At 73.3% G+C, this 24,919-nt stretch carries 27 protein-coding genes and 1 pseudogene; 16 read left to right on the forward strand and 12 right to left on the reverse strand.

Features of this window, described 5'->3' with window-relative positions:
* The first annotated feature begins 1 nt into the window (after position 1).
* Genes AC24FB_RS07760 through AC24FB_RS07775 form a run of 4 tightly spaced genes read left to right on the forward strand, consistent with a single transcriptional unit; the run spans position 2 to position 4,773 of the window.
* Positions 2–1,555, forward strand: coding sequence for a uracil-xanthine permease family protein (locus AC24FB_RS07760; RefSeq protein ID WP_425713987.1), 1,554 nt, complete (start codon positions 2–4; stop codon positions 1,553–1,555).
* On the forward strand, positions 1,552–2,967 hold the full coding sequence (locus AC24FB_RS07765; RefSeq protein WP_425713986.1) for an amidohydrolase family protein: 1,416 nt from the start codon (positions 1,552–1,554) through the stop codon (positions 2,965–2,967). Before AC24FB_RS07760 ends, AC24FB_RS07765 begins: the two co-directional genes overlap by 4 nt.
* Entirely contained in the window at positions 2,964–3,668 is a 705-nt protein-coding gene (locus tag AC24FB_RS07770; protein ID WP_425713985.1) for a sulfite exporter TauE/SafE family protein, read from the forward strand. The genes AC24FB_RS07765 and AC24FB_RS07770 overlap by 4 nt, the downstream gene beginning before the upstream one ends.
* Before the next feature lie 22 nt (positions 3,669–3,690).
* Entirely contained in the window at positions 3,691–4,773 is a 1,083-nt protein-coding gene (locus AC24FB_RS07775; protein ID WP_425713984.1) for a LacI family DNA-binding transcriptional regulator, read from the forward strand.
* On the opposite strand, the gene AC24FB_RS07780 is transcribed toward AC24FB_RS07775, so the two are convergent.
* From AC24FB_RS07780 to AC24FB_RS07790, 3 genes are all read right to left on the reverse strand, one after another.
* Complete coding sequence (locus AC24FB_RS07780) at positions 4,736–4,993, reverse strand: type II toxin-antitoxin system RelE family toxin (RefSeq protein ID WP_425713983.1); 258 nt, start codon at positions 4,991–4,993, stop codon at positions 4,736–4,738. The genes AC24FB_RS07775 and AC24FB_RS07780 overlap by 38 nt on opposite strands.
* Positions 4,993–5,256: a type II toxin-antitoxin system Phd/YefM family antitoxin gene (locus AC24FB_RS07785; RefSeq protein WP_425713982.1), complete on the reverse strand. Its 264-nt coding sequence runs from the start codon at positions 5,254–5,256 to the stop codon at positions 4,993–4,995. The genes AC24FB_RS07780 and AC24FB_RS07785 overlap by 1 nt, the downstream gene beginning before the upstream one ends.
* Before the next feature lie 64 nt (positions 5,257–5,320).
* Positions 5,321–5,881 carry a DUF421 domain-containing protein gene (locus AC24FB_RS07790; protein WP_425713981.1) on the reverse strand — a complete coding sequence of 187 codons (561 nt, stop codon included), beginning with the start codon at positions 5,879–5,881 and terminating at the stop codon, positions 5,321–5,323.
* Between the two features lie 210 nt (positions 5,882–6,091).
* Between AC24FB_RS07790 and AC24FB_RS07795 the strand changes: the two genes are divergently transcribed.
* Positions 6,092–6,907 (forward strand): protein phosphatase 2C domain-containing protein, encoded by an 816-nt coding sequence (locus AC24FB_RS07795; RefSeq protein ID WP_425713980.1) that lies wholly within the window; start codon positions 6,092–6,094, stop codon positions 6,905–6,907.
* 64 nt (positions 6,908–6,971) lie between these two features.
* Here AC24FB_RS07795 and AC24FB_RS07800 read toward each other — a convergent pair whose 3' ends face one another.
* The 3 genes from AC24FB_RS07800 to AC24FB_RS07810 all read right to left on the reverse strand — a co-directional run bounded on the left by AC24FB_RS07800 (position 6,972) and on the right by AC24FB_RS07810 (position 10,306).
* Positions 6,972–8,552 (reverse strand): hypothetical protein, encoded by a 1,581-nt coding sequence (locus tag AC24FB_RS07800; protein WP_425713979.1) that lies wholly within the window; start codon positions 8,550–8,552, stop codon positions 6,972–6,974.
* An 89-nt stretch (positions 8,553–8,641) separates the two neighbouring features.
* A complete protein-coding gene (locus tag AC24FB_RS07805; RefSeq protein ID WP_425713978.1) occupies positions 8,642–9,445 on the reverse strand; it encodes an alpha/beta fold hydrolase in 804 nt (267 codons plus the stop codon).
* 150 nt (positions 9,446–9,595) lie between these two features.
* On the reverse strand, positions 9,596–10,306 hold the full coding sequence (locus tag AC24FB_RS07810) for a DUF899 family protein (protein ID WP_425713977.1): 711 nt from the start codon (positions 10,304–10,306) through the stop codon (positions 9,596–9,598).
* Positions 10,307–10,367: 61 nt separating this feature from the next.
* Between AC24FB_RS07810 and AC24FB_RS07815 the strand changes: the two genes are divergently transcribed.
* The 8 genes from AC24FB_RS07815 (at position 10,368) to AC24FB_RS07850 (ending at position 15,351) form a co-directional block, all read left to right on the forward strand.
* Positions 10,368–11,021 (forward strand): winged helix-turn-helix transcriptional regulator, encoded by a 654-nt coding sequence (locus AC24FB_RS07815; RefSeq protein ID WP_425713976.1) that lies wholly within the window; start codon positions 10,368–10,370, stop codon positions 11,019–11,021.
* 210 nt (positions 11,022–11,231) lie between these two features.
* Positions 11,232–12,302 (forward strand): hypothetical protein, encoded by a 1,071-nt coding sequence (locus AC24FB_RS07820; protein ID WP_425713975.1) that lies wholly within the window; start codon positions 11,232–11,234, stop codon positions 12,300–12,302.
* A gap of 108 nt (positions 12,303–12,410) precedes the next feature.
* On the forward strand, positions 12,411–12,770 hold the full coding sequence (gene cmtR, locus AC24FB_RS07825) for a Cd(II)/Pb(II)-sensing metalloregulatory transcriptional regulator CmtR (protein ID WP_425713974.1): 360 nt from the start codon (positions 12,411–12,413) through the stop codon (positions 12,768–12,770).
* A complete protein-coding gene (locus tag AC24FB_RS07830) occupies positions 12,767–13,447 on the forward strand; it encodes a cation efflux transmembrane domain-containing protein (protein WP_425713973.1) in 681 nt (226 codons plus the stop codon). The genes cmtR and AC24FB_RS07830 overlap by 4 nt, the downstream gene beginning before the upstream one ends.
* A gap of 84 nt (positions 13,448–13,531) precedes the next feature.
* A complete protein-coding gene (locus tag AC24FB_RS07835; protein ID WP_425713972.1) occupies positions 13,532–13,867 on the forward strand; it encodes an ArsR/SmtB family transcription factor in 336 nt (111 codons plus the stop codon).
* The gene (locus AC24FB_RS07840) at positions 13,860–14,294 is read left to right on the forward strand and encodes an SRPBCC family protein (RefSeq protein ID WP_425713971.1); all 435 of its coding nucleotides are present in this window, start codon (positions 13,860–13,862) and stop codon (positions 14,292–14,294) included. The genes AC24FB_RS07835 and AC24FB_RS07840 overlap by 8 nt, the downstream gene beginning before the upstream one ends.
* A 44-nt stretch (positions 14,295–14,338) precedes the next feature.
* On the forward strand, positions 14,339–14,686 hold the full coding sequence (locus AC24FB_RS07845) for a TfoX/Sxy family protein (RefSeq protein WP_425713970.1): 348 nt from the start codon (positions 14,339–14,341) through the stop codon (positions 14,684–14,686).
* Positions 14,683–15,351, forward strand: coding sequence for a DUF2461 domain-containing protein (locus AC24FB_RS07850; RefSeq protein WP_425713969.1), 669 nt, complete (start codon positions 14,683–14,685; stop codon positions 15,349–15,351). The genes AC24FB_RS07845 and AC24FB_RS07850 overlap by 4 nt, the downstream gene beginning before the upstream one ends.
* An 84-nt stretch (positions 15,352–15,435) precedes the next feature.
* On the opposite strand, the gene AC24FB_RS07855 is transcribed toward AC24FB_RS07850, so the two are convergent.
* Complete coding sequence (locus tag AC24FB_RS07855; RefSeq protein WP_425713968.1) at positions 15,436–16,299, reverse strand: GNAT family N-acetyltransferase; 864 nt, start codon at positions 16,297–16,299, stop codon at positions 15,436–15,438.
* A 127-nt stretch (positions 16,300–16,426) separates the two neighbouring features.
* Between AC24FB_RS07855 and AC24FB_RS07860 the strand changes: the two genes are divergently transcribed.
* Positions 16,427–16,894 (forward strand): nucleotidyltransferase family protein, encoded by a 468-nt coding sequence (locus AC24FB_RS07860; protein WP_425713967.1) that lies wholly within the window; start codon positions 16,427–16,429, stop codon positions 16,892–16,894.
* A 115-nt stretch (positions 16,895–17,009) separates the two neighbouring features.
* On the opposite strand, the gene AC24FB_RS07865 is transcribed toward AC24FB_RS07860, so the two are convergent.
* Both AC24FB_RS07865 and AC24FB_RS07870 read right to left on the reverse strand, forming a co-directional pair.
* Positions 17,010–17,981: an RNA polymerase subunit sigma-70 gene (locus AC24FB_RS07865; protein WP_425713966.1), complete on the reverse strand. Its 972-nt coding sequence runs from the start codon at positions 17,979–17,981 to the stop codon at positions 17,010–17,012.
* A gap of 10 nt (positions 17,982–17,991) precedes the next feature.
* Entirely contained in the window at positions 17,992–18,588 is a 597-nt protein-coding gene (locus AC24FB_RS07870; protein ID WP_425713965.1) for a maleylpyruvate isomerase family mycothiol-dependent enzyme, read from the reverse strand.
* A gap of 158 nt (positions 18,589–18,746) precedes the next feature.
* Between AC24FB_RS07870 and AC24FB_RS07875 the strand changes: the two are divergent.
* Positions 18,747–19,761: pseudogene (locus AC24FB_RS07875) on the forward strand (MsnO8 family LLM class oxidoreductase).
* 252 nt (positions 19,762–20,013) lie between these two features.
* Positions 20,014–21,612, forward strand: a complete 1,599-nt coding sequence (locus AC24FB_RS07880; protein WP_425713964.1) for an MDR family MFS transporter — start codon at positions 20,014–20,016, stop codon at positions 21,610–21,612.
* A 138-nt stretch (positions 21,613–21,750) separates the two neighbouring features.
* Here the strand turns inward: AC24FB_RS07880 and AC24FB_RS07885 are convergent, their stop codons facing one another.
* The 3 genes from AC24FB_RS07885 to AC24FB_RS07895 all read right to left on the reverse strand — a co-directional run bounded on the left by AC24FB_RS07885 (position 21,751) and on the right by AC24FB_RS07895 (position 24,808).
* The gene (locus AC24FB_RS07885; protein ID WP_425713963.1) at positions 21,751–22,722 is read right to left on the reverse strand and encodes an ABC transporter permease; all 972 of its coding nucleotides are present in this window, start codon (positions 22,720–22,722) and stop codon (positions 21,751–21,753) included.
* Complete coding sequence (locus AC24FB_RS07890; RefSeq protein ID WP_487561440.1) at positions 22,719–23,651, reverse strand: ABC transporter ATP-binding protein; 933 nt, start codon at positions 23,649–23,651, stop codon at positions 22,719–22,721. The genes AC24FB_RS07885 and AC24FB_RS07890 overlap by 4 nt, the downstream gene beginning before the upstream one ends.
* Positions 23,652–23,803: 152 nt before the next feature.
* The gene (locus AC24FB_RS07895; protein WP_425713961.1) at positions 23,804–24,808 is read right to left on the reverse strand and encodes an alpha/beta hydrolase; all 1,005 of its coding nucleotides are present in this window, start codon (positions 24,806–24,808) and stop codon (positions 23,804–23,806) included.
* Between the last annotated feature and the right edge of the window lie 111 nt (positions 24,809–24,919).

Raw genomic sequence — 24,919 nt, forward strand, 5'->3', positions numbered from 1 at the left:
CATGACCCGATCAGCAGAGGTTCGTACCCCGCATCCCGTCGACGAGATCCCGCCCGCCCGCAAGATCATCCCGTTCGGCCTCCAGCACGTCCTCGTCATGTCGGCCGCTCCGATCTCGTCGGTGTTCCTCGTCGGCGCCAGCCTGCAGCTCGATCCGGACCTCATCGTCCAGCTGCTCAGCATCACGTTCGTCTTCTCGGGGATCGGCTCGATCATCCAGTCGATGGGCCGCTGGGGGTTCGGTGTCCGCCTGCCGTTCATGATGCTGCCCGGTGGTGCGCCGGTGGTGATGTTCATCGCCATCGCCTCCGAGCACGGGCCGGCGACGGCGACCGGCGCGGTGCTGCTCACCGCGGTCTTCTACTTCATCGTGCTACCGGTGTTCAGCCGCATCATCAAGTTCTTCCCGTCCCTGGTGATCGGCACGATGATCGTCATCGTCGGCGTCAACCTCATCCGCATCAACGCGCTGCTCATCACGGGCCAGCCCGACTCCGACGCGTTCGGCGACCCCATGGCCATCGGCCTCGGCGTCATGACGATCGTGCTCATCGTCCTGCTCTTCCGGGTGCTGCGCGGCATGGTGCGCCAGCTCGCGGTGATGATCGGCCTGGTCACGGCGACCGGCATCGCAGCCCTGCTCGGACAGGTGGACGTCCCCGACCTGTCCGGACCGGTCGCCACCGTGCCCGAGCTGTTCCCGTTCGGCCGCCCGGAGTTCGACCTGCTCGCCTCGGTGCCGCTGCTGATCTTCGCCCTCGCCTCGATGGCGGAGGCCACCGGCCAGACCGCGATCAACGCGGAGATCGTCGGCAAGAAGATCGACATCACCAAGGCGGCGCCCCGCACCATCCGCGCCGACGCGCTCGTCTCGCTCTTCGCGGGCATGTTCGGCACCTCGCTCATGGTGACGAGCGGCGAGAACATCGGCATCGTGCGGGTGAGCAACGTCAAGAGCCGCTTCGTCACGGCGGCGGCGGGTGTCATCCTCATCGTCATCGGACTGATCACCCCGGTCGCCCGGATCATCTACGCGATCCCTGCCCCCGTCGTCGGCGGGACCGGCGTGGTCGTGTTCGCGATCCTCACCGTCATCGGCCTGCAGATGCTGGGCCGCTCCGACCTGGGCGACCAGCGGAACATGCTCGTCGTCGCCGCGGGCCTGAGCTTCGGGCTGCTGCCGATCGTGGTGCCGGGTGCGTACTCCGGCCTGGAGTCCACCCTCGGCAGCATCCTCTCGAGCGGTGTCGCCATGGGCGCCCTGGTCGCGGTGCTCGTGAACATCCTGTTCAACCACATCGGCCGGTCGCGCTCTGCCGACGCCGACGAACCGGGCGCGAGCACCGATGACGCGCCCGACGACGACGCACCCCGCGGCGGGCAGGCGGACGAGCGTGCCCACGCCGATCTCCCCGACCACGACGAGGCGCCGACGCATGCTGAAGCGGAGGCCTCCGACCCCGGGCGGTCGAACCCGCGCACGACCGCCGAGCACGACCCACGTCCGCGCACGACCAGCCGCGCAGACCACGACTCACATGGAGGAACTCCGTGACCGACCGCGTCGACCTCGCCGACCTGCACGAGCGGCCCACCGTTCTGCTCCCGGAGCGCACGCTCCTGCACGACGGCATCCGCACGGGTCAGGGCGTCCTCGTCGCCGACGGGCGCGTCGCCGAGGTCGGGGAGGCCGATGTGGTCCAGGAGCGCCACCCGGGGGCGGCCGTCGTCCGACTCCCGCGCCGGCTCCTCATGCCGGGGCTCGTCGACGCCCACCACCACCTCACCCAGTCCTTCGGGAAGTCCCTCGTCTTCGGGGAACCGTCCGAGATCTTCCGCCGGGTCTGGGTGCCGATGGAGGCGCACCTGGACGAGGAGGCCATCGACGTCGCGACCCGGCTGGCGGCGTGGGAGTCGCTCCGGGGCGGCTTCACGACCGTCGCGGACGCGGGGACCAGAGCCACGGTGGACGGCGGGGTCGAGCGGCTCGCCGAGGCGGCCGGCGCGGTCGGCGTGCGCTGCGTGCTCGGCACCATCTGCAACGACCTCGTGGGCGGCGAGCGGGTCGCGGAGGTCGACGACGTCCTCGCCGCCGCCGGCGAGCACCTCCACAAGTGGGAGGGGCACGACCTCGTCCAGCCCTCGCTCGCCGTCTCGATCCCCGAGGTGGCCTCCGACGAGATGCTCACCCGTGTCACCGCCCTCGCGCGGGAGGCCGGTGTGACCTTCCAGACGCACCTCAACGAGCACCTCGCCGCCGTCGAGCGGTCCCTGGAAGCCACCGGGATGCGTCCGCTCGAGCGCCTCGCGCACCTCGGTGCGCTCGGTCCTGAGCTGCTCGCCGCGCACACCACGCTGCTGACTCCGCGCGAGATCACCCTCCTGCGCGACTCCGGGGGAGCGATCTCCTACAACCCGGTCGCGAGCGCGTGGAAGGGTAACGCGGTGGCTCCGGCGCTCCTCATGCACGAGCTCGGCGTACGGGTCGGGCTCGGCACCGACGGGACCCGGGGCGACGCGTTCCGGATGCTCGACGCGGCCGAGACCGCGCAGCGACTCGTCCACGGGCTCCCCTCGGGCGACTCGTCCGTGGGCGGCGGGTGGACGTGGCTCGAGCGCGGGCTCACGGGCGGTGCCGACGCCGTGGGGTTGGCCGGCCAGATCGGCGAGATCTCGGCCGGTGCCCACGCCGACCTGCTCGTCCTCACGCTCGACGTCCCTGAGCTCGTCCCGTCGTGGGACCTGCCGTGGGAGCTCGTCCGGCTGGCCGGTCGCGACCAGATCGAGTCCGTCGTCGTCGGGGGTCGTCTCCGGGTCCGTGACGGCCGGCCGCTCGGTGTCGACGGCGACGCGCTGCTCGACCGGGCGCGCGAGATCGCCGAGCGCGCGGTCGAGCGGGCGCCGATCCACAAGATCCACCCGTTCTCCGCGGACCACCGAGCGTCGGGTCAGGTCGCCCACGCATGAGCGAGACCGCGTTCGTCGTGTCCGCGGTCACGATCCTCGTGGCCGCGTTCGTCCAGGGCTCCACGGGGATGGGCTTCGCGCTCGTGGCGGCGCCGGTGATCGGCCTCGTCGAGCCGCGGCTGATCCCGGTGCTGCTGCTCGTGCTGATGATCCCGCTCAACGCCTACGTCGCCTGGCGCGAGCGGGAGCACCTGGACTGGCACGGCGTGCGGTGGATCAGCGCGGGACGGTTCGCGGGGACGTTCGCCGGGCTGTGGATCCTGGTCGTGGTGACCGAGCACCAGCTCATGCTCCTCATCGGCTGGTCGACGATCATCGCCGCCGTCGTCGCACTCCTCGCCCCCGCGTTCGACCCCAATCGGACCGGCCTGGTCAGCGTCGGCCTCATCACCGGCGTCACCGAGACCTCGACCGGCGTCGGGGGACCGCCGTTGGCGCTCGCCTACCAGCACAAGAGCGGACCGACCCTGCGCGCCACGGTCGCCGTGTGCTTCCTCGTGGGAGAGGTGATCTCGCTCGTCGTGCTCGGTATCGGTGGGCAGATCGAGCTCGGCACGCTCGGGATGAGCGCCGCGCTCGTGCCGTTCGTGGGCATCGGGGCGTTCGTCAGTCGCTGGGTGCACCACCGTCTGGACGGCAAGCTGCTGCGGATGATCGTGCTCGTGTTCGCGATCGTCTCCGGGATCGTCGTCCTCCTCTGAGCGGGGGTAGCCTGCGAGCACCGTGACCAGCTCCCCCGCCCAGAAGCGACCGACGATCGCCGACGTCGCTCGCGTCGCCGGGGTCTCGCGGACCACCGTCTCGCACGCGCTCAACGACCGCGGCCAGGTGCACGCCGGCACCCGCGAGCGCGTCAAGGAGGTCGCGGCCTCGCTCGGCTACCGGCCCAGCGTCCGCGCCCAGCGTCTCCGCTCCGGCCGGTCCCGTGCGATCGCCCTGCTGTCCTCGATGCCGACGGCGGTCTCCGCCGGCCCGGCGCGGCTCGGCTTCTTCACCGAGCTGGCCGTCGGCTGCGCCGAGAACGCCCTCCTGAGGGGCTACAGCCTCGTCCTCGTCCCGCCGTCGGAGGACCCGGGCGCGCTCGGCCTCCTCGACATCGACGGCGCAATCCTCCTCGAGCCGCCGGCCGACGACCCGCTCGCGACCGAGCTCGCCCAGCGCGACATCCCCTTCGTCACCATCGGAGAGGACCTGGACGGCGCCGGGTCCGGCCGCTCGGTGGACCTGCGCCACCACGACGTCGCCGACCTGCTGCTCGCGCACCTGACCGAGCGGGGGGCGCGGACGATCGGCCTCCTCGTCGGGTCGAGCGGGCGCCAGTCCCAGGAGGTCTTCCGCTCGCTCTACCTCGAGCGTGCCGAGGCGTCGGGTGCTTCGCCCGCGATCGCCGTCGCCGACGAACGGGGCGGCGAGCAGGCCGGCTACGAGGCCGCGCGCTCGCTCCTGCGCGAGCGCCCGGACCTCGACGCGTTGTGCGTGCCGATCGACGCCTTCGCCAGTGGTGCCGTCGCGGCCGCGGGCGAGGCGGGGCGCACGGTGGGGGAGGACCTCCTCGTCGCCACCCGCTACGACGGCATCCGGGCGCGGTCGGCCCGACCGCCGCTCACCGCCGTGGACCTCCACCTCGGCGACGTCTCCCGGGTCGCCGTCGACCTGCTGCTCGCGGAGCTCGACCGCGCGGACGGCGGCGACGCCGTCGGCGCCGTGAGCGCGCGCGCCATCCCCGCGCCGGTGCTGCTGCCCCGGGCCTCCACGGGGACCGGGCCTGTCAGCGATAGACGTCCGAGCGGTGCTCGATCGCGGTGATCGTCACCCGGTCATCGATGCGGTAGATGATCCGGTAGTCACCGCGGCGGGCGCTGTGCAGTCCTTCGAGCGTGAAGCGCAGCGCCTTGCCGACCCGCTGAGGATTGACGGCGAGGGGTCCGTAGATGAACTCGATGGCTGCCGTCGCCACCTTCTCCGGCAGTCGTTGAAGCGCGCGCCGGGCGGAAGGGGTCCACGCCACCTCGTACTGCTCGGACATCAGGGCCGAAGCGTCGCGAGGATGTCGTCCTTCGACAGCACCTCGGCCTCGCCCGCAGCAATCTCCTCCAGGCTGTCCCGAACCTGGGCGAGGAGCTTCGGACGGCCCGCGATCTCCAGCGTCTCCTCGAGCGACGCGAGGTCAACGGTGCTGATGACGACTGCTGCAGGCTTGCCGTGCCGCGTGATCACGACGCGGTCGTGCTCCCGTTCGACCTGGTCGACAACCTCGGACAGGCGGTTCTTGACGTCGCGCAGAGCCATCGCATCATCGATAGTCATAGCCACAAGTGTAGCCACACGGAATGTGTGACGACAGGGCGCCCGCCTACCGCTCGGCCTCGTGCTCGGCGAGCAGCTCGGCCGGCACCAGCGAGGCGCCGACCACCCCGCTGAGCAGCAGCGGGTCCACGGGCTCGCCGCGGCGGAGCACGCTGATGGTCCCGGTCGGCTCGAACGTCACCGCCGCCACCTGCCCGTAGTGGCTGATACCGGCGAGCCGGAGCCGGGACTGCAGCTCCCCGGGCAGCACGTGGCACTTGCGCATGTGCTCGTCGATCACCTGCGAGCCGGCCATGAGCAGCACGGGCCGCGCCACGAGCGCCCGGTTCCCGCCACGCAGGTGGCGCACGAGGCCGACGAGCGCCTGCATCGAGATGAGCGTGAGCAGCGCGACGATCCCCCCGGCCAGCACGGGTGCCTCGCCCAGTGCGGCGCGCCCGATGACCGACCCGAACGCGATGACGGCCACGAGGTCGAAGCTCGACATGCTCGACAGCACCCGCTGCCCGAGGACCCGCACGAGCAGAACCATCGCGAGGTACATCCCCGCGGTGGCCACCGCCACCGCGAGCGCCTCGGTCGGGGTGATGAACAACAGGTCGCGCACAGGTCCTCCGTCGACTCGCCCGGGGCTCGGACTCCCGCTCCCGTCGCCCGCGACGCGGCGTCCCGGCCCCCTTCCTGCCCGACATCATGCCTCCGGTCCGCGCCGGGGGACCGCCGCCGGAGGACACCACGCCCGACGACGACGATCGACCCGCCCCCGACCACCGTCGTCGCACGGCGCGCGCCCCGCCGTCCGTGCCACGCTGGCGCCATGGGTGCGAACGCCTCGACCGTCCATGCGCTGTCCGTCCCCGGCTCCCCCGACCGCGAGAACGAGGACGCGTCCTGGGTGGGCGAGCGCGTCGTCGTCGTGGCCGACGGGGCGGGACTCCCGAAGGAGTTCCGCGCCGGCTGCGAGCACACCGTCGCCTGGTTCTCCCACGCGCTCGCGGAGGCGTTCGGCTCGATCCTCGAGCGCGGGGACTCCTCGATGACCGACTCCCTCGAGGCGGCGCTCGCCGACGTCCGCGACCGGCATGCGACGACGTGCGACCTCGCGTCCGGATCACCCAGCGCGACCGTGGTCGCGTGGCGCATCGGGGACGACGACGTCGAGTGCCTCGTCCTGTGCGACTCCTCGATCGTCGTCGTGCGTGAGGACGGCCCGCTCCACCTCACCGACGACCGTCTCGACCAGCTCGTGCACCGCCTCGCCGCCGACCGCGAGGAGGCAGCGAGGGTCGCCGCCGCGGGCGGAACGCCGGCCCCGATCCCCCGCGCGGCCGACCTGCTCAACACGCCCGGCGGCTACTGGGTGGCGAGCCACGACCCGGACGTCGCGCACCGCGCGCTCGTCACCACCGTGCGCCGCGCGGAGGTCCGCCACCTCGTTGCGGCCTCGGACGGCGCGACCCGGTCCTTCCTCGAGGTCGGCACGCACACCCTCGAGGAGTTCGCGCGCGAGTGTGCGGCCGGACGCCTGACCGAGCTCCGTGATGCCGTCCGGGCCGCCGAGACCGCCCGCACCGACGTCGCGCCGGGGGAGAAGCGCCACGACGACCTCACGGTCGTGTCGACCGCCGTGTAGGTGAGGAGACCCGGCCCGGGTGCGGGTCGGAGCGACGTCCCGGCGCCGACCGGTGCGGCGCCGACTAGCCGAACAGGTGGTCGCGCACACCCAGGAGCATCGTGTCGCCGGGCTGCGTCTCGCGCAGGTAGCGCGAGACGAGGTGCTCGGGGATCGCGATGCACCCGGCCGTGGCCACCGGGTTGGCGTGGAGGAAGATCGCGTAGCCCATGCCCTCCCGGATCGGGCTGTCCGGCGGCCGGTTGTAGTTGATGACCGCGCCCTGACGGTAGTCGCCGCCGCGGGTGTGGGCGAGGCGCCACATGTTCTCGTCGGGCATCGTGTTGGCCATGCTCGGCGAGGACGCGTCGTAGTACTGGTTGTAGTTCCGCCCGGGCGTCCCGCCCCAGCGCGAGTACGGCGTGAGGATCCGGTGGTCGAGCGCCGTCCCCGGGTCGTAGAGGCCGAAGGACTCGGTCACGGAGTACGCGCCGGTCGGCGTGCGGTAGGTGTGCCAGGCGGCCGGCTGCCCGGGCCGCGCGGTGCCGTTGGCGCCGATCCGGGCGGAGGTCGACCACCGCTCCCGGTAGGCCTCGGACCCGGGGACCCGCTCGCACACGGTGAACGTGGCCCACGAGGTCGACCAGTTCTCCGCGACTGCCATCGACACGCGATCGGTGAGCCCGGTGTCGTACCGGGACTGCCCGAGGGAGAGCGGCGCGCAGCGGCCCCAGCTCGACCGGTCCGCCGCGCGCGCCCCGATGGTGTCGGTGCCGTTCCCGTCCCAGTCGCCGAGGATCGCCACGTCGTAGGCGGCGGCGAAGGTGAACGTCCGGTCGGCGGTGGTCTCGCCGTGGGAGTCGCTCACGTAGACCGTGCTGCCCCGCCGCACGTGGAACGTGTCCGTGCCGTCGCCGTCCGTGTCGCCCACGAGGACGCTGTCGGTCGCCCGCCCGTAGGGCCACTGGACGCTCGCGGGTCCGCTGGTCAGGGTGTTGCGGACGTGGATCTGGATGCCGCGGCGGATGGCGATCGTGTCGAGCCCGTCGGCGTCGTAGTCGCCCACGTGCACCTCGTCGCCCACCCGGCCGTAGTCGAACGACGACGTCGCGAACCCCGCCGAGTTCTCGTTGCGCACGAGGAACGTGTTGCCGCGCCGCACCGCGGGCGTGTCGACCCCGTCGCCGTCCCAGTCGCCGAAGAAGACCTCGTCCCCGGCCCGCCCGTAGACGAACCGGTGGGTGGTCACGGCGGACCCGCCGGAGCCCGACACGTGGAACTCGGCCCCGCGACGGACGATCATCTCGTCCGTCCCGTTGCCGTCCGTGTCGGCGATGAACACCTCGTCCCCGGTCCGCCCGAAGATCACCTGCCGCGGCGAGGCCCCGGTGGGGGAGTTCGAGAGGTGGAACGTCGGCGAGCTGCCGACCGACCCGATCGTGCCGCCCTGGTCCGGTGCGGCGCCGGTGTCGGTCGCGGCGGACCCGGGCACGACGACGGGTGGCGCGTCGTCGTCGGCCTCCTCCCCGTCCGGCACCGGCGCGGCGCCCGCGGGCAGGCCGAGCGCTGTGACGCCGAGGAGGGCGGAGCCGAGGACGGCGACCAGCCGGTGCGCGAGCGGACGCCGCGATCGGGTGGGCGTGGACGGGTGGGCTGGGTGGCGCACGGGGTGCTCCGATCGGGCCGGGGGAGACGACGTCGACGTGGTTCCGCCGTCAATCTAGCCGTGTCCCGCCGCCCCCGGCCCCGCCGCGCTCATTTGCCGGAGACGAACCCGTGGATCGCGTCCGTGAGGGTCGCGTCGTCGACCCCGTGCCACTCGCCGGGCAGGACCGCGGCGGTCGCGGACGGGACGGCGTCGGCGAGCTCGCGCACACCGTCGAGCATGCCCGGGTCCGTCGCCTCCGAGGCGATGACGAGCGTGGGCGTGGTGATCGAGGCGAACCGCGCCGCGGACGTGCCGGGGAGGAAGGTGAGCTCGTGGACGATCGTGCGGGTGTTCTCGAGGTCCTGCGTGCTCAGGGGCGGCAGCTCGGCAAGGACCTCCGCGGGCACCCCGACCACCTCGACGTTGAACCACCGGTGGGCCGCCTCGAGGTCCTCGTCGATGAGGCGCTGAGCCTCGGCCCGCGCCGCGTGCTCGGGGTCGGCGGGCATGAGCGGCGGCTCGAGCAGGGCGAGGCGGGCCACGGGAGCCCCGGCCTCGGCGGCCAGGAGCAGGAGGGTGGCGCCCGAGGAGAAGCCGTAGGCGGTGACGGGCCGGCCCTCGGCCAACGCGACGATCGCCGCGAGGTCCTCGAACTCGCGCTCGACGGCGTAGGGCTCGGTGGTGCCGCTCTCGCCCGTGCCGCGCCGGTCGTAGGTCCACACGGTGAAGTGCTCGGCGAGGGCGCCGGGCAGGTCGGGCTGCGGCGTGGCGGTGCGGGAGGTGGCCACGCAGTGGACCATGACGAGGTCCGGGCCGGATCCTGTGCGGCTCCAGGCGAGCGTCGTCCCGTCGGCCGAGGTGACGGTTCCGTGGGTGGTGGTCGCGGACGTGGTGGTGCTCGAGGTGGTCACGATGGCTCCTTCGTCGTCGGTGTGTCTCGTGCGGTCGTCGGTCGTGCAGCTGGTGTTCGTGCGGGTCGTACCGGTCGATCGGTCCGTAGGGGTCGCGCGGTCGGGTCCCGGTGGGTGGTCCGGTCTCGGTCGATGGTCGTTCGTGCTGGGTCAGTGGCAGGCGGTCGCGTGCGCGACGGGCTCGTCGGTGCGCAGCCACTGGGCCACGGGGCGGCCGTCGCGGCGCCACCACCCGCCGGCCGGGGTCTGCGGCCAGCCGGCGGGGGAGTCCTCCCACTCCTCCTGCCGCCCGAGGAGTGTCCGGTCGAGGAGCAGGTTCGCCATGTCGAACGGCTCCGTCCCGCGCGCCACGGTCTCGAACGCGAGGTAGACGTCCTCGCCGTCGCGGACGAAGGAGCGCAGCTGCCCGCCGCCGGCCACGGCGGGCTCGTCCAGTGCGTGCTCGACCGAGTACCAGGGCATCGTCCAGCCCATGAAGTCGCGGTAGGCGGCCAGCTCGGCCCACGTCCCCTCGCTGAGGACCGCGAACGCCACGTCGCGCTCGGCGAGGTAGGCCTGGGTGGCCTCGGAGACCTGGCTCATCGAGAACGTGCAGCCCTCGCACTGTCCGTGGTGCGGCCGGCCGTGGTGCCACATGAACGAGTAGGTGACGAGCTGGCGGCGTCCCTCGAGCAGGTCGACGAGCGGGACCTCGCCGGTGGCGCCGACGAGCCGGACCGGCCCGACCCGGGTGACCGGCAACCGGCGGCGCGCGGCGGCCAGCGCGTCCCCGGCCCGGGTGTGCGCCTTCTCGGCGGTGAGGTGCTCGGCCTGCGCGGTCTCCCACGCGGTGCGGTCGACTGCCCTGTCGGCGATGTCCATGGCGATATGTTTAACAGAGCAATCACTACCGTGTCCATAGCGAATGTGGAATGATGAGGTCATGCCGATCAAGCGCAGCTATGCCGAGCTCGGGGACGCGTGCGCCACCGCGCACGCGGTCGAGCTCATCGGCGACCGCTGGACCTATCCGATCCTGCGCGAGCTCATGCTCGGGCCCAAGAGGTTCGTCGAGCTCGCCGAGGGCCTGATCGGCGTCACGCCCGCCGTGCTGACGGCGCGGCTCCGGGCGCTCCAGGACGCCGGCCTCGTCGAGCGCGTCGACCTCCCCGCACCCACCCGCGCCACCGGGTACTGCGTGACGCCGTGGGGACAGGAGCTCCGCCCGCTCCTCAACGCGCTCGGCCGGTGGGCGATGGACTCGCCCACCCGGGACGACGACGGCGGACTGACCCCCGACGGCACCGTGCAGTCGATGCTCACCATGGCGCCGTCGACCCCACCGACCGCTCCGGTCGAGGTCGGGCTGCTCCTCCACGACGCGCGGATCGAGGCCCCCCGGCCGTACGAGTTCCGCCTGACGTGGGACGACGAGCTCGCGATCGTCCGGGAGCCGGCGACCGACGCGCCCGCGCGGGTGACCGGCGACTCGACCACGTGGGCGGGCGTCCTCTACGACGGCGTCCCGCTCGACGAGGTGGATGTCGACGGCGACGTCGACGAGGTCCGCCGCCTGGTCGCGGCCTTCGCCGCCTGACCGGTGACCGGCACCTGCTGACCGGTCTCGACGACCTCTCCCGGCAACCGGCTTGTGCGGCCGGCGCCGTCTCACCGGTCCCGGTGGGCGAGACCGTCGGGCGGGACCACGCGTGGTTCGTCGTCGGGCCGTTAGCGTCCGTCCCCGTACCGGGGTGCCGACGCGCGCCCCGACGACGACCGACGAGGCGCGACGACAGGAGCAGGCCGGATGGCACAGAACGTGATGTTCTCGGGCGGGATCCCCGCCGACGGTGCGGAGGGCGTCTTCACCCTCATCGCCGACACCGTGGGGGACCGCGCGCTGAGCTGGCCCGACGGCGAGACCACCCCCGAGCGGCGCGGCTGGATCGGCGCCGTCAACAACGAGGTGCTCGCGAAGGCCCCGTGCTTCGAGGAGGTCGACGCCGATCTCGGCCAGTCCGAGGACCACGCGTACACGGTGTTCAGGACCCTGCGCATCCGGCCCGGCGAGGCCGTCGACCTGCGCGGTCGCCTGCCCTACGCGAAGGATGCCATCGACTCCTACCGCACGTTCACGCGGCTGCGCGAGGAGGGGCGCATCCCCGAGGGTGTCCGCTTCCAGGTCTCGGTCCCCGGCGCGCACGACGTCGTCTCGATCACCTTCCCCGACGTCGAGGAGTGGCCGGTCGTCGTCGAGGCGTGGCAGCAGGCCCTCCAGGAGGAGTACCGCCGCATCCTCGAGGTGGTCCCGGCCGACGAGCTGTGCGTCCAGGTCGACTACTGCACCGAGCTCATCCACATCGGCGGCGAGTGGTCGAAGCTGTTCTCCTGGGTGCCCGACCTGCCCGCCGAGGAGCTGTTCGCGCAGTACACGTCCGAGGAGTACATCCGGGGCCACCTCGCCGGGCTGCCCGAGGAGGTCCGGATCGGCATCCACGTCTGTTGCGGCACCTCGCCGAGCTTCCCCGTGCAGCCGCTGGACGACATCGCGCTCCCGGTCCGCCTCTCGAACGCCATCCAGCGCGCGTCCGGCGGCGTCGTCGAGTTCTTCCACCTGCCGGCGATGTCCGACTCCGACGAGGCCTACTTCGCCCCGCTCGCGGACCTCGAGACCGGCTCCGCGACGATCTACCTCGGCCTCGAGTGCAACGACGGCATCGAGGCGATGGACCGCCGCATGGTCGCGGCGCGCAAGGCCCTGCCGGACTTCGGGGTGGCGCACTACTGCGGCTACTTCTGGAACCAGGCGGTCATGCCCGAGCTGCTGGCCACGCTGGCCGCGGGGGCCGACCGGCAGGCGGCCGCGGTGAACGCCTAGCGGGCGTCGACGGAGGTCGGCGAGCAGCGGCCTCCGTCGGACGCACCAGGTGCCGACGGGGTGTCCCGAGCGTGGTCAACCGTTCAGCGTTCGATGTATAGTCAGCGCATGCTGACCATTGCCTCGCGTGTGGACGTGATGAACCGGCTCGGCCGAGCGATGGCCGACCCGACCCGTTCGCGGATCCTGCTCGCCCTCCTCGAGGGGCCCGGCTATCCGGCGGTGCTCGCCCGCGAGCTCGACCTGACGCGCACGAACGTGTCGAACCACCTGGCCTGCCTGCGGGGCTGCGGAATCGTCGTCGCCGAGCCGGAGGGGCGGCGGACCCGGTACGAGATCGCCGATCCTCACATCGGCGCGGCGCTCACGGCGCTGGTGGACGTGACGCTGGCGGTCGACGAGAGCGAGCCGTGCATGGACGCCGAGTGCTCGGTGCCCGGCTGCTGCGACCCGGAGGGGGTGCGATGACCGCCGTCGAGCTGTCCGCCGACCGGACCGCGGTGCTGCGGCGACGCATCAGGATCATCGTCGCCGTCACCATCACCTGGAACGTCGTCGAGGCAGTCGTCGCGCTGATCGCCGGCAGCGTCGCCTCGTCCGCCGCGCTCATCGGGTTCGGCCTCGACTCGATCGTCGAGGTGCTCTCGGCGGCGGCGGTCGCCTGGCAGTTCGCCGCGCCCGATCCGGACAGGCGGGAGAGGGTCGCGCTGCGCGTGATCGCCGTGTCCTTCTTCGCCCTGGCCGCCTATGTGACGGTGAACGCGCTGCTGTCGTTGTCCGGCTGGCGCGAGCCGGAGCACTCCCCGATCGGCATCGGCATCGCCGTGCTCAGCCTGCTCGTCATGCCGTTCCTCAGCTGGTTCGAGCGACGCACGGGCCGCGAGCTCGGCTCGGCCTCCGCCGTGGCGGACTCCAAGCAGACCCTCATCTGCACCTACCTCTCGGCCGCGCTGCTCGCGGGTCTGCTGCTCAACAGCCTGCTCGGCTGGGCCTGGGCGGACTCGGTCGCGGCCCTGGTCATCGCCGTCGTCGCCGTCCGTGAGGGGATCGAGGCATGGCGGGGCGATGCCTGCTGCGCCACGCCGGTCGCGGTGCTCACGGGTGAGCACGAGGGCGACTCGTGCGGCGACGCCTGCTGCAGCTGAGACCGGCCGGCGCTTCAACTGATCGACATAAGTACAAATACTCACTTGTGGTACGTTGGCGTTCGTCGATCAGGGAGGCGAGCGATGGGCGCAGCGACGGCGGACAGCCTGGACCTGGCGCTGCGCGCGCTCGCCGACGGGAACCGGCGGGAGATTCTGCGGGTGATCCGGACCGCCCCGCGGCCGGTCGGGGCGATCGCCGAGGAGGTCGGCCTCTCGCAGCAGACGACCTCGCACCACCTCGGCGTGCTCCGCAGGGCGGGCCTCGCCGTCGGCGTTCGCGAGGGAACCCGTCACCTGTTCGCGGTCGACACCGACGGGCTCGCTGCCGTGCGCTCCTACCTCGACGACTTCTGGCCGAGGCGGCTGGCCGACCTCAAGGCCGTCATCGAGTCGAACGAGGGGACGGTTCATGGCTGAGTTCCGGGACTCCATCGACATCGCCGCCGCACCGGAGACGGTGTTCGAGTACCTGACCACCAACGACGGCCTCACGGCCTGGATGGGCCGGCACGCCGATATCGACCCCACGCCCGGCGGGCGGTTCGCCGTCGACATCGCCGGACATCCCGTGCGGGGCGACTTCCTGCACGTCGAGCGCCCGAACCGGGTGGTGGTGTCGTGGGGATTCGTCGGCAGCGACGACCTGCCCGCGGGAGCCTCGACCGTCGAGTTCCGTCTCACCCGGACCGCCGCCGGAACCCGTGTCGACCTGCGCCACTCCGACCTGCCGGACACCGAGGTGCGCGGCCACGCCGACGGATGGGCGAACTTCCTCCCTCGACTCGCCACGGTCGGGGCCGGTGGTGACGCCGGACCCGATCACTGGCAGCCACTCCCGACCTGACCCTCTCCACCGCCGCCCCGACGGCACGACAACAGGAGCACGCCATGACTCCCGAGCAGACCGTCCTCGTCGAGCGCCTCCGCGCACGTCTGACCGACCAGTCCGCGGTGCGCGAGGTGTCGATGTTCGGCGGCAGGTCCGTGATGGTCAACGAGAAGATGATCGTCAGCGCCCTCAAGGACGGCGGCCTCCTCGTCCGGGTCGACAAGGACCGGCACGACGAGCTGCTCGACAGGCCGGGAGCGGCCCAGGCGGAGATGGGGCCGGGCCGCGACATGGGTCCGGGATGGATCGAGGTCTCCTCCGACGTCGTCGACGGCGACGACGCGCTCGACACCTGGGTCGAGATCGCCCTGGAGCACAACCGCCGGGTCACGGGTGGCGGAGGATGAGCGCGTTCCACGGTCTCCCGCCGGGCCTGTTCCAGTTCTTCGAGGACCTGGCGGCCGACAACACGAAGACGTTCTGGCAGGCGAACAAGCGGCGGTGGGAGGAGGACGTCCGCGCGCCGGTGCGGGCGCTGCTCGCCGAGCTCTCCGACGAGTTCGGGACGCTGCGCATGTTCCGACCGAACCGGGACCTGAGATTCTCCGCCGACAGATCGCCCTACAAGCTCTGGACGGGGGCGACCAGCGTGTCTCGTGCGGCCCGCGGGATCGGCTACTACCTCGAGGCCTCCGCCACGGGCATCGTCGCCGGGTACGGCGCCATGCTCATGTCACCCGCGCAGCTCCGCCGATACCGCGCCGCGATCGACGACGACGCGAGCGGCAGCGAGTTCGAGCAGCTGACGCGCACCCTCGAGGCACGGTCGCTCCCGGTCTCGCACGGCGCCGAGGAACCGTTGAGGACAGCCCCGAAGGGCTACAGCGCAGATCATCCCCGCATCCAGCACCTGAGATGGAAGGGTGCCGCCGTCGTCCAGGAATGGGCGAAAGACGACTGGATGCACACGCCTGAGACGCTCGACGCGATCCGCACCGTCTGGCGAGGCGCGGCACCGTTGAAGAGTTGGCTCGAGACGCACGTCAGCGATCCGGTGGAGAGCCGGAGCTGATCGGCCGGTCGCCACCGGAGCTGCGCTCGCCGGCGGTGACCGGAGCGAGGGGCCCGGTGCCGGCGCCACACCTGGTGGGCCGAACTACCCCCGAACGAGGTCCGGGGCCGGCGGGTCGAGCGTGAGCCCGGCCGAGCGGTAGGCGCCGACGCCGGCGGCGTTGTGCCCCTCCGTCTTGACGAGCACGGACGAGGCGCCCAACTCCCGTAGGTGGGCGGCGCACGCGAGCGTGATCGCGCGTCCGTACCCGCGGCCGCGGTGGTTCCGATGGGCACCGAGCGGCTCGATGAGCCCGGGTCGGCCCGGTCCGGCCGACCACACGCTGGCCGCAGCGACGGCAGTCCCGTCTGCGTCGCGGGCCAGCAGGCACGCGGCGTCGGCGTACGGCGGGGACGCCGCGAGCGTGTGCCACTGGTCGAGCGTGAACCTCGAGACGTCGAACGACGCGCGCTGGAGCTCGACCCGCTCCGCCGCGGTCCCCGGACCTACCACCTCGATCGCGATCCCGGGGTCCTCGACGGGGTCCGTGAGGTCGCGGCGCAGGGCCGCCCACGCCGGACCCTCGCGCCACCCGTCGCGGAGCAGCGCGTCCGAGAGCGCCGTGCCGGCCGTCACCTCGACGGCGGCCGCGCCCTCGGCGAGGAGCCCACGGGCGGGGTCGGCGACGTCGTCGGCGATGGTTCTGGCGAGCCCCTCGTCCCCGGCGTGCTCGGGGTCGACCCCCGTGCGCACGAGCCCGGGTCCGTCGAGGAACCCGACGGCGACGAGCCGGCCGTCCAGCCGCCAGGTACGGAGCGCGGCGGCCACGGTCTCCGCGCCGAGCCGCCAGTGCCAGGCGACGTCGCCGGGGTGCAGCTGGATCGGGGCGTCGTCCAGCTGCCAGGGGCGCATCGCCTCGACGATGTCGGGCAGCTCGGCCACGGTCGGGGTGCTCAGCTCCATCGCCATGGGGAGATCACAGCGGACCGCGCGTGCCGGGTCGACGGAAATATGCCGGAACTGGTGGCTGGAGCTGGTCGACGCGGGGGTTGTGCATGACCCTGGTCAGGGTGATAGGAGATGCTATCGTCATCACATGGGTGACCTTGCGGAGCTGGCGAGAGCCAGTGACGAGACTGTCGCTCGAGCTCGTCGTGAGCTCGTCGACGGGGTTCGCCGCGCTGCCGCGCGGGGGATGTCGCAGCGGGCCATCGCGCGCGAGATCGGCCGGAGCCAGCCAGAGGTCTCTCGGCTGCTGCGGTTCCACGCCTCCACACCACTGGGTCTGAGACTGCGGGCGGCGAGGGACGACGTGCGTCAGGCGGTAGCGAATGCCGGAGGGAGCAACGTCCGGGTCTTCGGCTCGGTCGCCCGGGAGTCCGATGTCGACGGCTCGGACATCGATCTGCTGTTCAGTCCGGATCGACCACTCAGTCTGATGGAGCTCAGTGCGTTGGAGGACGAGATCTCCGTACTGGTCGGGCATCCGGTCGATCTGGTCCCCGACACCGCTCTGCGGGAGTCCATGAGGCAGCGCATCCTCGACGAGGCGGTAGCGCTGTGAGCGCGCGCGGGCGGCGCAGCATCTCCGAAGTCCTGACGGACGCCCGAGTTCATCTTGAGGCGATCGACAACGCGCTGACCGAGGGGTGACGGCCGGCTGCCAGGAGCCGGCGCACCTACTCCGTCGAGCCGAGCCGCTCCGGCAGGCCGAGCTCGGCGAACCGGCCGGCGGCGTCGAGCCAGGTGATGGTGCGCCGCACGCGGCCGCCCTCTGCCTCCACGCCGAGCACGGCGAACGGGACCCAGACGGCGCCCTCGGGGCGGTACTGGCCGAACATCGTCGTGCCGCTCGCGGCGAACGGGACGAGCCGGTGGCCCTGGCAGCCGCCCGGTTGCGCGAACGCCTCGAGGACGTCCTCCCGGCCGTCGAGCCACCACGAGAACGGCGGCATCGAGTTGCGCACGTCCTCGTGGAGGAGCGCACGCATGAGGTCGACGTCGTGCGCCTCGAACGCCACCCGGTAGCGCTCGAGGAGGTCGGTGTCGACGGGCGCCCCGTCGACGAGCGCGTCACCCCGGTCACCGGGATCGAGCGCCCGCCGTGCACGCTGCAGGGTGCTGTGGGTGGCGGACTCGCCGAGCCCGAGCGCCTCCGCCGTCTGCCGCGCGCTCAGGCCGTACACGTCGCGGAGCAGGAGCACCGCGCGCTGCTGGGCCGACAGCCGCTGCAGCGCCACGACGAGGGCGATCCGCAGGCTCTCGCGCCCGACCGCGGTCTCGGCGGGATCGACGGCGCGGTCGTCGGCGACCGGCGTCACCCAGCGCTCGGGCTCCGGCTCGCCGATCGCGGTGCCCGGCCGGGCCGGCCCCGTGAGGTCCATCGGCAGTGCGCGCCGCTGGACGCGGCGGTGGAGGTCGATGCACACCCGCGAGGCCGCCGCGTAGGCCCACGTGCGCAGCGACCCGCGGGCGGGATCGAACCGGTCGGCCGCCTGCCACAGGCGCACGAGCGTCTCCTGGGCCGCGTCCTCCGCCTCGTGCGCGTCCCCCAGCATCCGGTAGCAGAAGCCGGTCAGACCTCTGCGGAGGCCGTCGAGGTCCTCCTCGCTCACGGCGGCCGGGCCGGGGCTCGCGTCGGTCGTCACCACTCCCACGACGTTACGCGGCGCCGTTCCGCGCGGGGAAGGGCCGTCGGGCGGTGAGGATCCTGAGCACCTCGGTGACGGGGCGCTCGACGAGGCGCTCGCCGTCGCCGACGCTCACGTCGGCGTCCGTCGCGACGAGCCGGTACCCGGCGAGGTCGACGCCGAAGAACCCCCAGTTCTCGGGCCCGCCGCCGGAGATCGCCCGCTCGACCGCGTCCGTGGCAGGTCCGGGCAGCCCGAGCGGCACGGTGATGTCGAGGCCGTGGATGACGTCGTGCGACAGGGCGCCCTCGAGGCCGCCGCCCTCAGGGGCCCAGCGGCTCTCGATGCCGGAGCGGTAGAGCTCGAGGAGCTCGGCGTCGGTCCGGGCGGCGGCGTCGGACCGCGCCCAGTCGTCGAGCATGGCGTTCATGTCCGCGATCGACGTGATCTCGGCCGACCCGTACTCCTCGTCGGGGTGGATGAGGTGCGCGGTCATGTGGGCCACCACCTCGCGCACGGACCAGTTCTCGCACAGGCTCTGTGCGCGCCACTGCTCGGGGGACAGCCCGGCGAGCAGCTCCGTCAGGCGGGTGCGTTCGGTGACGAGCAGGTCGTAGGTGTCGGTCATCCGTCTCTCCCATCGGTGCCGGGCCGTCGGTCGACGGCCTCATCGGTAGGTACGCGGGCCGGCGCGCGGATTCGTCGCGCTGCCGAGTCGCGCTGGTGCGGAGGACCTGGAGATCGCCCTCGGCATTGCGCGCCGGTACGGATACCGTCGGGAGCACCATGGCCGCCCTGCCCGCAGCTCACGACGCCACGCCCGCCCCGCTCCCGGTCCCGATCTCCCTGCTCGACCGCTCCCGCACCCGCGACGGCGAGCCGGCCGGCGACGCCCTCGCCACCACGATCGAGCGCGCCGTCCGCGCGGAACGCCTCGGCCTGCCCCGCGTGTGGGTCGCCGAGCACCACGCCGTCCCCGGCATCGCGAGCGGCGCCCCGATGCTGCTCATGGCCGCGATCGCCGCGCGCACGGAACGCATCCGGGTCGGCTCGGCCGGTGTCATGCTGCCCAACCACCGCCCGATCGTCGTGGCCGAGCAGGCGCGGATGCTCGAGGCGCTCCACCCGGACCGGATCGACCTCGGCATCGGCCGCTCCCTCGGCTTCACGGCGCCGGTGCGGCACGCCCTCGGGGTCGACGAGTACGCGACCGGCGACCTCGCCCGGGACCTCGCCGAGCTGTCCGCCTACCTCGACGACGACGGACCCGTCACCGCCATGCCCCGCGACGTCCAGGCGCCCCCCCGTGTACGTCCTCGCGACCAGGTCGGGCCTCGCGGTGGCGGCCGAACGAGGGCTGCCCGTCGTCGTCGGGGGCCCTGTCCTGTGGGGCGACCTCTCCGAGATCGAGGGCTACCGCAACGACTTCCGCCCGACGCCGGACAACCCCGAACCTCGGGTGCTCGTCAGCATCGACGTGCTCGTCGCGGAGACGACGGAGCGGGCCCGCGAGCTCGCCCTGCCCGAGGCGTGGGCGATGGTCGAGTCGACCGCCCGCGGCGCGTTCCCGCCGCTGCGCACGGCCCCGCACGCGCGCTTGACCGAGAAGCAGGAGGGGGCCGTGCAGCGGCACCTCGACCAGGGGATCCACGGGACCCAGGCCGAGGTGGCCGCCCAGCTCCGGGCGCTGGTCGAGCGCACGGGAGCGAGCGAGATCGTCGCGTTCTCCTCGACCCACGACCGGGCGGCGCTCGCCGACTCGGACGTCGCGCTCGCCGCGCTCTCGGGACCCTCCGTGTGACGCTGCGACCCGGCCGAGACCGCCGGCCGGTGACCGGTCCGGAATCCGCGCCGGGAGGTGTGAGGCGGAGCCCGGACCTCGGCGCCGACCAGACCGGACCGTCGCATCCACCTGCGCGGACACGTCCGCCCGCCCACCTCATGATGTGACTGAGGGCACTATTACCTCGGGACCTTCGTCCGTGCCACTCTTCCTGGGCATGGCGCGGCGTGGCGTCGAACCCTGTTTCGACGACACCGTGAAGGACCTGCCATGCGCACGCACGACCCTGCCGAGCCCCGCTCGGACGCCCACGACCACGCCCAGCACCACGCCCACGACCTCGAGCCGGAGCGCGTGACCGGACGCGTCGTCGCGGTGCTCGCGGTCCTCGTCCTCGCGGCGCTGGTCGCGATGCTCAACGAGACCGCCCTCAGCGTTGCCCTCCCCGCCGTCATGGGGGACCTGCACGTCTCCGCGGCGGTCGGCCAGTGGCTGACCACCGGGTTCCTCCTGACGATGGCGATCGTCATCCCCACCACCGGGTACCTGCTCCGGCGGTTCACCACGCGCGCCCTGTTCGGGGCGGCGCTCGCCGTGTTCCTCCTCGGCACCGTCACCGCGGCGGTCGCACCGTCGTTCGGGCTCCTCCTCGCCGGACGCGTGCTCCAGGCCGGCGGGACGGCGATCATCCTGCCGCAGCTGATGGCCACCACCCTGTCCACGGTCCCCGCCCGGCACCGCGGCACCGTCATGGGCCTCAACGCGGTGGTGATCTCGGCGGCCCCGGCGCTCGGCCCGACCATCTCCGGGTTCGTCGTCGAGTCGTTCGGCTGGCGCTGGCTGTTCCTCGGCATGATCCCGATCGCCGCGGTCCTCCTCGTCGCCAGCCTGATCGTCCTTCACACCGACGGCGCCACCCGCCGGCCCCCGTTCGACCTCGCCTCCGTCCTGCTCTCCGCCGTCGCGTTCGGCGGCATCGTCTACGCGCTCAGCACCCTCGGCGCGCTCGTCGACGGCGACGTCGTGCCCGCGATCGCCCTCGTCGTCGGGGCCGCCGGCCTCCTCCTGTTCGTACGCCGGCAGCTCGGCCTCGCCCGGACCTCGGGCGCCCCTCTGCTCGACATCGCGCCCCTGTCCGTCGGCGTCTTCCGCCGGTCGACGATCATCATCGGGCTCTGCATGGCCACGATGCTCGGCACCGTCATCGTCCTGCCGCTCCACCTCGTGGGTGCCATGGGCGTCGACGCCCTCACCACCGGCCTGCTGCTCCTGCCCGGCGGGCTGGTCCAGGGCGTCATCTCCCCCCTCGCAGGGCGGATCTTCGACGCGCACGGCCCTCGCCCCCTCGTCATCCCGGGCGCGTTCCTCCTGCTCGGTGGCCAGGCGTGGCTGAGCACGATCGGCGTCGACACCTCGCTGACGGTCGTCGTCGCGGCGCACGTCGTCTTCTGCGTCGGCATGGCGTGCCTGATGACGCCTCTGATGACCGTCTCGCTCGGCTCCCTCCCGCGCGACCTCTACGGTCACGGGTCCGCGATCGTCAACACCGTCCAGCAGCTCTCGGGCGCGGTCGGGACCGGCGTGTTCGTCGCCGTCATGACCATCGGGATCGGCCTGGCCGACGCCGGTGCGAGCGCGGGCGACACCCAGGCGCTCGGCACGCGGGCCGCGTTCGTCGTCGGCATCGTCGCGGGGCTGGTTGCCGTCGCGATGTCGTTCACGATTCGCGCCGGCCGGGACTCGGCGTCAACGACGACGGACGGTCCCGCCGTCGAGGACGGCACGACCGGTTCGACTGGGACGACCGCCGACGACGACGGTGCCGCGCTCGTGGGAGCCGTCGCCGGGCCCGCGACCGACGCCAGGTAGTCCCGCGGGCGAGCTCTCGGACCGGCGCGATCGCCGCAGGAGCCACACCTGTCGTCCTCCGGGTCCGGCGTCGAGCCCGCCGTACGCCGGAGCCCCGGCCGACCGACTCGGGAGCGGCTCGGCCGGGGCTCCGCCGCGTCACCGGCCGAGCCTGCGGAGCAGGAGCAGCGCCACCGGCACGCAGACCGCCACGATCGCCGCGGGCCACGCGAGCGCCATGACCTGGGCGTGCTCGGCGATCCAGGTCGACGCCTCCGGGCCGCCCACGCCGAACAGCTCCCGGGTGGCCACCACCGTGGACGAGAGCGGGTTCCACGCCGCGAGGCCGGCGAGCCAGCCCGGCATGAGTGCGGTCGGCACGATCGTCTCGGCCACCATCGCGAGCGGGAACACGAGCGCGAAGTACTTCATCGCCGCCTCCGGCCCGCTGACGAGGAGGCCGAGCACGATCCCGATCCACGAGAACGCCAGCCGGAGAGCGAGGAGCAGCCCGAGCGCGCCGGCCACGGCCACGGGTCCGCCGTGCCACTGCCAGCCCAGCAGCGCGCCCATCCCGGCGAGCACCGCGAGCTCGACGACGGCGGTGACGAGGTCCGCGAGCGCCCGACCCGCGAGGATCGCCGCGGGCGCCGTCGGCATCGACCGCATTCGGTCCACCACGGAGTCGCGGACGTCGGCGGCGACCGACACGGTGGTCGACCCGATGCCGAACGCCATCGTGAGGACGAAGACCCCGGGCAGGAGGAACTCGCGGTAGTCGACCCCGGGCGCGGCCATCGCGGCCCCGAAGGCGTCGCCGAGGACGAGCCCGAACATCGCGACCGCCATGACGGGGACGAGCAGCGTGCTGAGCAGCTCGTCGGGCCGTCGGCGGAGCCGGCGCAGGTGGCGACCGGCCACGACCCACGTGTCCGACAACGCCCACCCGAGGGCGGACATGCCCGACGACGACGAGCCGACGCCCCGCGCGCGGGCGTGACCGGCTGCGGGACCGGGCGCCGACGCGGCCCCGGCTCCCGAGGTGCGTCCCCGTGCGGGTGCCGGCGCGCGGGAGGCGAGCGCCGCCGTCGGGGAGGGGAGTGTGGGTGGGCTGACGAGGTGCGCGGTCATCGGTGCGGCCCTTCGGAGATGTCGGGTGCGGTGAGGCGGAGGAAGACGTCGTCGAGGTCGGGGCGGCGCAGCGCGAGGTCGTCCACGTGCACACCGAGCCCGGACAGCGCGGCCGCGGCGCGGGCGAGGGCGTCGGTCGCGCCGTCGAGCGGCGCGGAGACCCGGCGGGCGGCGTCGTCGACGTCGGTCGTGACGCCGAGGGCGCCGGCGAGCGTGCGGGAGATGTCGGCCGGTGAGGCGCCCGGCGGGACGGCGACCTCGAGCCGGCTCCCGCCGATGGTCGCCTTGAGCTCGTCGGGCGAGCCCTCCAGGGCGATGCGCCCCGCCCGCAGGAGGGAGATGCGGCGGCAGAGGCGGTCGGCCTCCTCGAGGTACTGGGTGGTGAGCAGCACGGTGGTGCCGCCCGCGGCCAGCTCGCGCACGGCGTCCCACACCTCGCTGCGGCTGCGCGGGTCGAGGCCGGTCGTCGGCTCGTCGAGGAAGAGGACCTGCGGGCTGCGGATCAGGCTGACCGCGAGATCGAGGCGGCGCCGCATCCCGCCCGAGTAGTGGCGCAGCGGGCGGTCGGCGGCCGCCGCGAGGTCGAACCGGTCGAGCAGCTCACCCGCGCGGGCGCGCGCGGCGCGGGGCCGCATCCGGTGGAGGCGGGCGAACATCGTGAGGTTCTCGCGGCCGCTGAGCACCGGGTCGAGGGCCGCGTGCTGCCCCGCCACCCCGATGCGCGACCGGACGGCGCCGGGCTCGCGCGCGAGGTCGTGCCCCGCCACCCGGACCGTGCCCGAGTCGAAGCGCTGGAGGGTGGCGAGGATCCGCACGGTCGTCGACTTGCCGGCGCCGTTCGGGCCGAGCAGGCCGTGCACGGTCCCGGGTGCGACGGCGAGGTCGATCCCGTCGAGCACCGTGCCGCGCCCGGGGTAGGAGGAGCGCAGCCCGACGGCGAGGACCGCGGGCGTCGCCGAGTCGGGGCGTCGATCGGCGGACGACGGCGCGGCGGTGGTTCGGTCGGGGGCGAACCCGACGGACGTGGATCCGACGGGTGCGGACGGGTGCGCAGGAACGGTCCGACGGTCGGTGGCCGTGCTCACGCGGCCCTCACCAGGGTGGTCGTCGCCGCGGTGCCGGCCGGACCGCCGGCCGGGCGGGGGGCCGCAGCCCCCGGCGGCGCGAGCTCGGGCCGGGGGACCGACGTCCCGCCGTCGTGCAGCGTGACCTCGGCGAACCGGCCGAGCGCGATGCGCGCGGCGTTGAGGAGGGACTCGCTGCCCTCGTCGTAGTAGGCGAGGTGGCCCGTGATATCGCCGGTGCCGATGCGGACGGCTCCGAAGGCGGGGTGCAGCGGCGAGCGGCCGAGGCCGAGCGGGCCGAACCTCACGCGTGGGAAGTGGCGGATCCAGTCGGTCGGGGCCTGGGCGGCCCAGATGCGCGCGCGCCGGCCGGTGTCCGTGCGGTGCCTCAGGCCCATGCCGGGGCTGCCGAGCGCCACGACGTCGTCGATCCGCGCGTCGGCCAGCGCGAGGCCGGTGACGGTGGTGCCGTACGAGTGGCCGACCACGGTGAGGTGCGCCGAGCGTGGCAGGTAGTGGGTGAGGCGTGCGAGGTCGCCGGCGCCCTCGCGGGCGTAGCGGATGGCGAACGAGGCGCGCAGGTCCGGGGCGGTCCGGTACCCCACCCACGCGACGACGGCGACTCGCGCCTCCGGGTCGATCCCCGCCGTCGTGGCGAGCATGAGCTGGGCCCGCGAGCGCAGGGCCAGCGGGCCGCGGGCGCGGAAGTAGTTGCCCTGGTGGTGGCCGTTGCCCGGCACCATCACCACGATGTGGTCGGCGGTGACGAGGTCGCCGAACACCTCGACGACCCGCGGGCCGCCCGGCGGGTCGAGGGCGAGCAGCTTGTGCCCCTCGACCGTGCGCGGCGTGTAGGCGAGCGGGGCGTACGGGAAGTCGGGGTCGGCGTTGCGAGGGATGGAGCGGAGCAGGGCCGGCGCGGCGGTGCGGAGCGCCGGCGTGATCGCGCGGGGTTCGGGCAGCGGCATCGCGGCGGGCCGGGAGGTGGCGGGGACCGGCCGGAGCGGGATCGTCGTCGTCATGGCGGTGACGCTAAGGACGCGGATCGGTGCGCCGCGTCACCCGCCAGAGCCATTCGCGCCCCTACCGGGGTACGGGGTGCTGACCCCCGGGTGCTGTCCGCCGCCTCCGGG

Source organism: Georgenia sp. Z1344, from assembly GCF_057652375.1.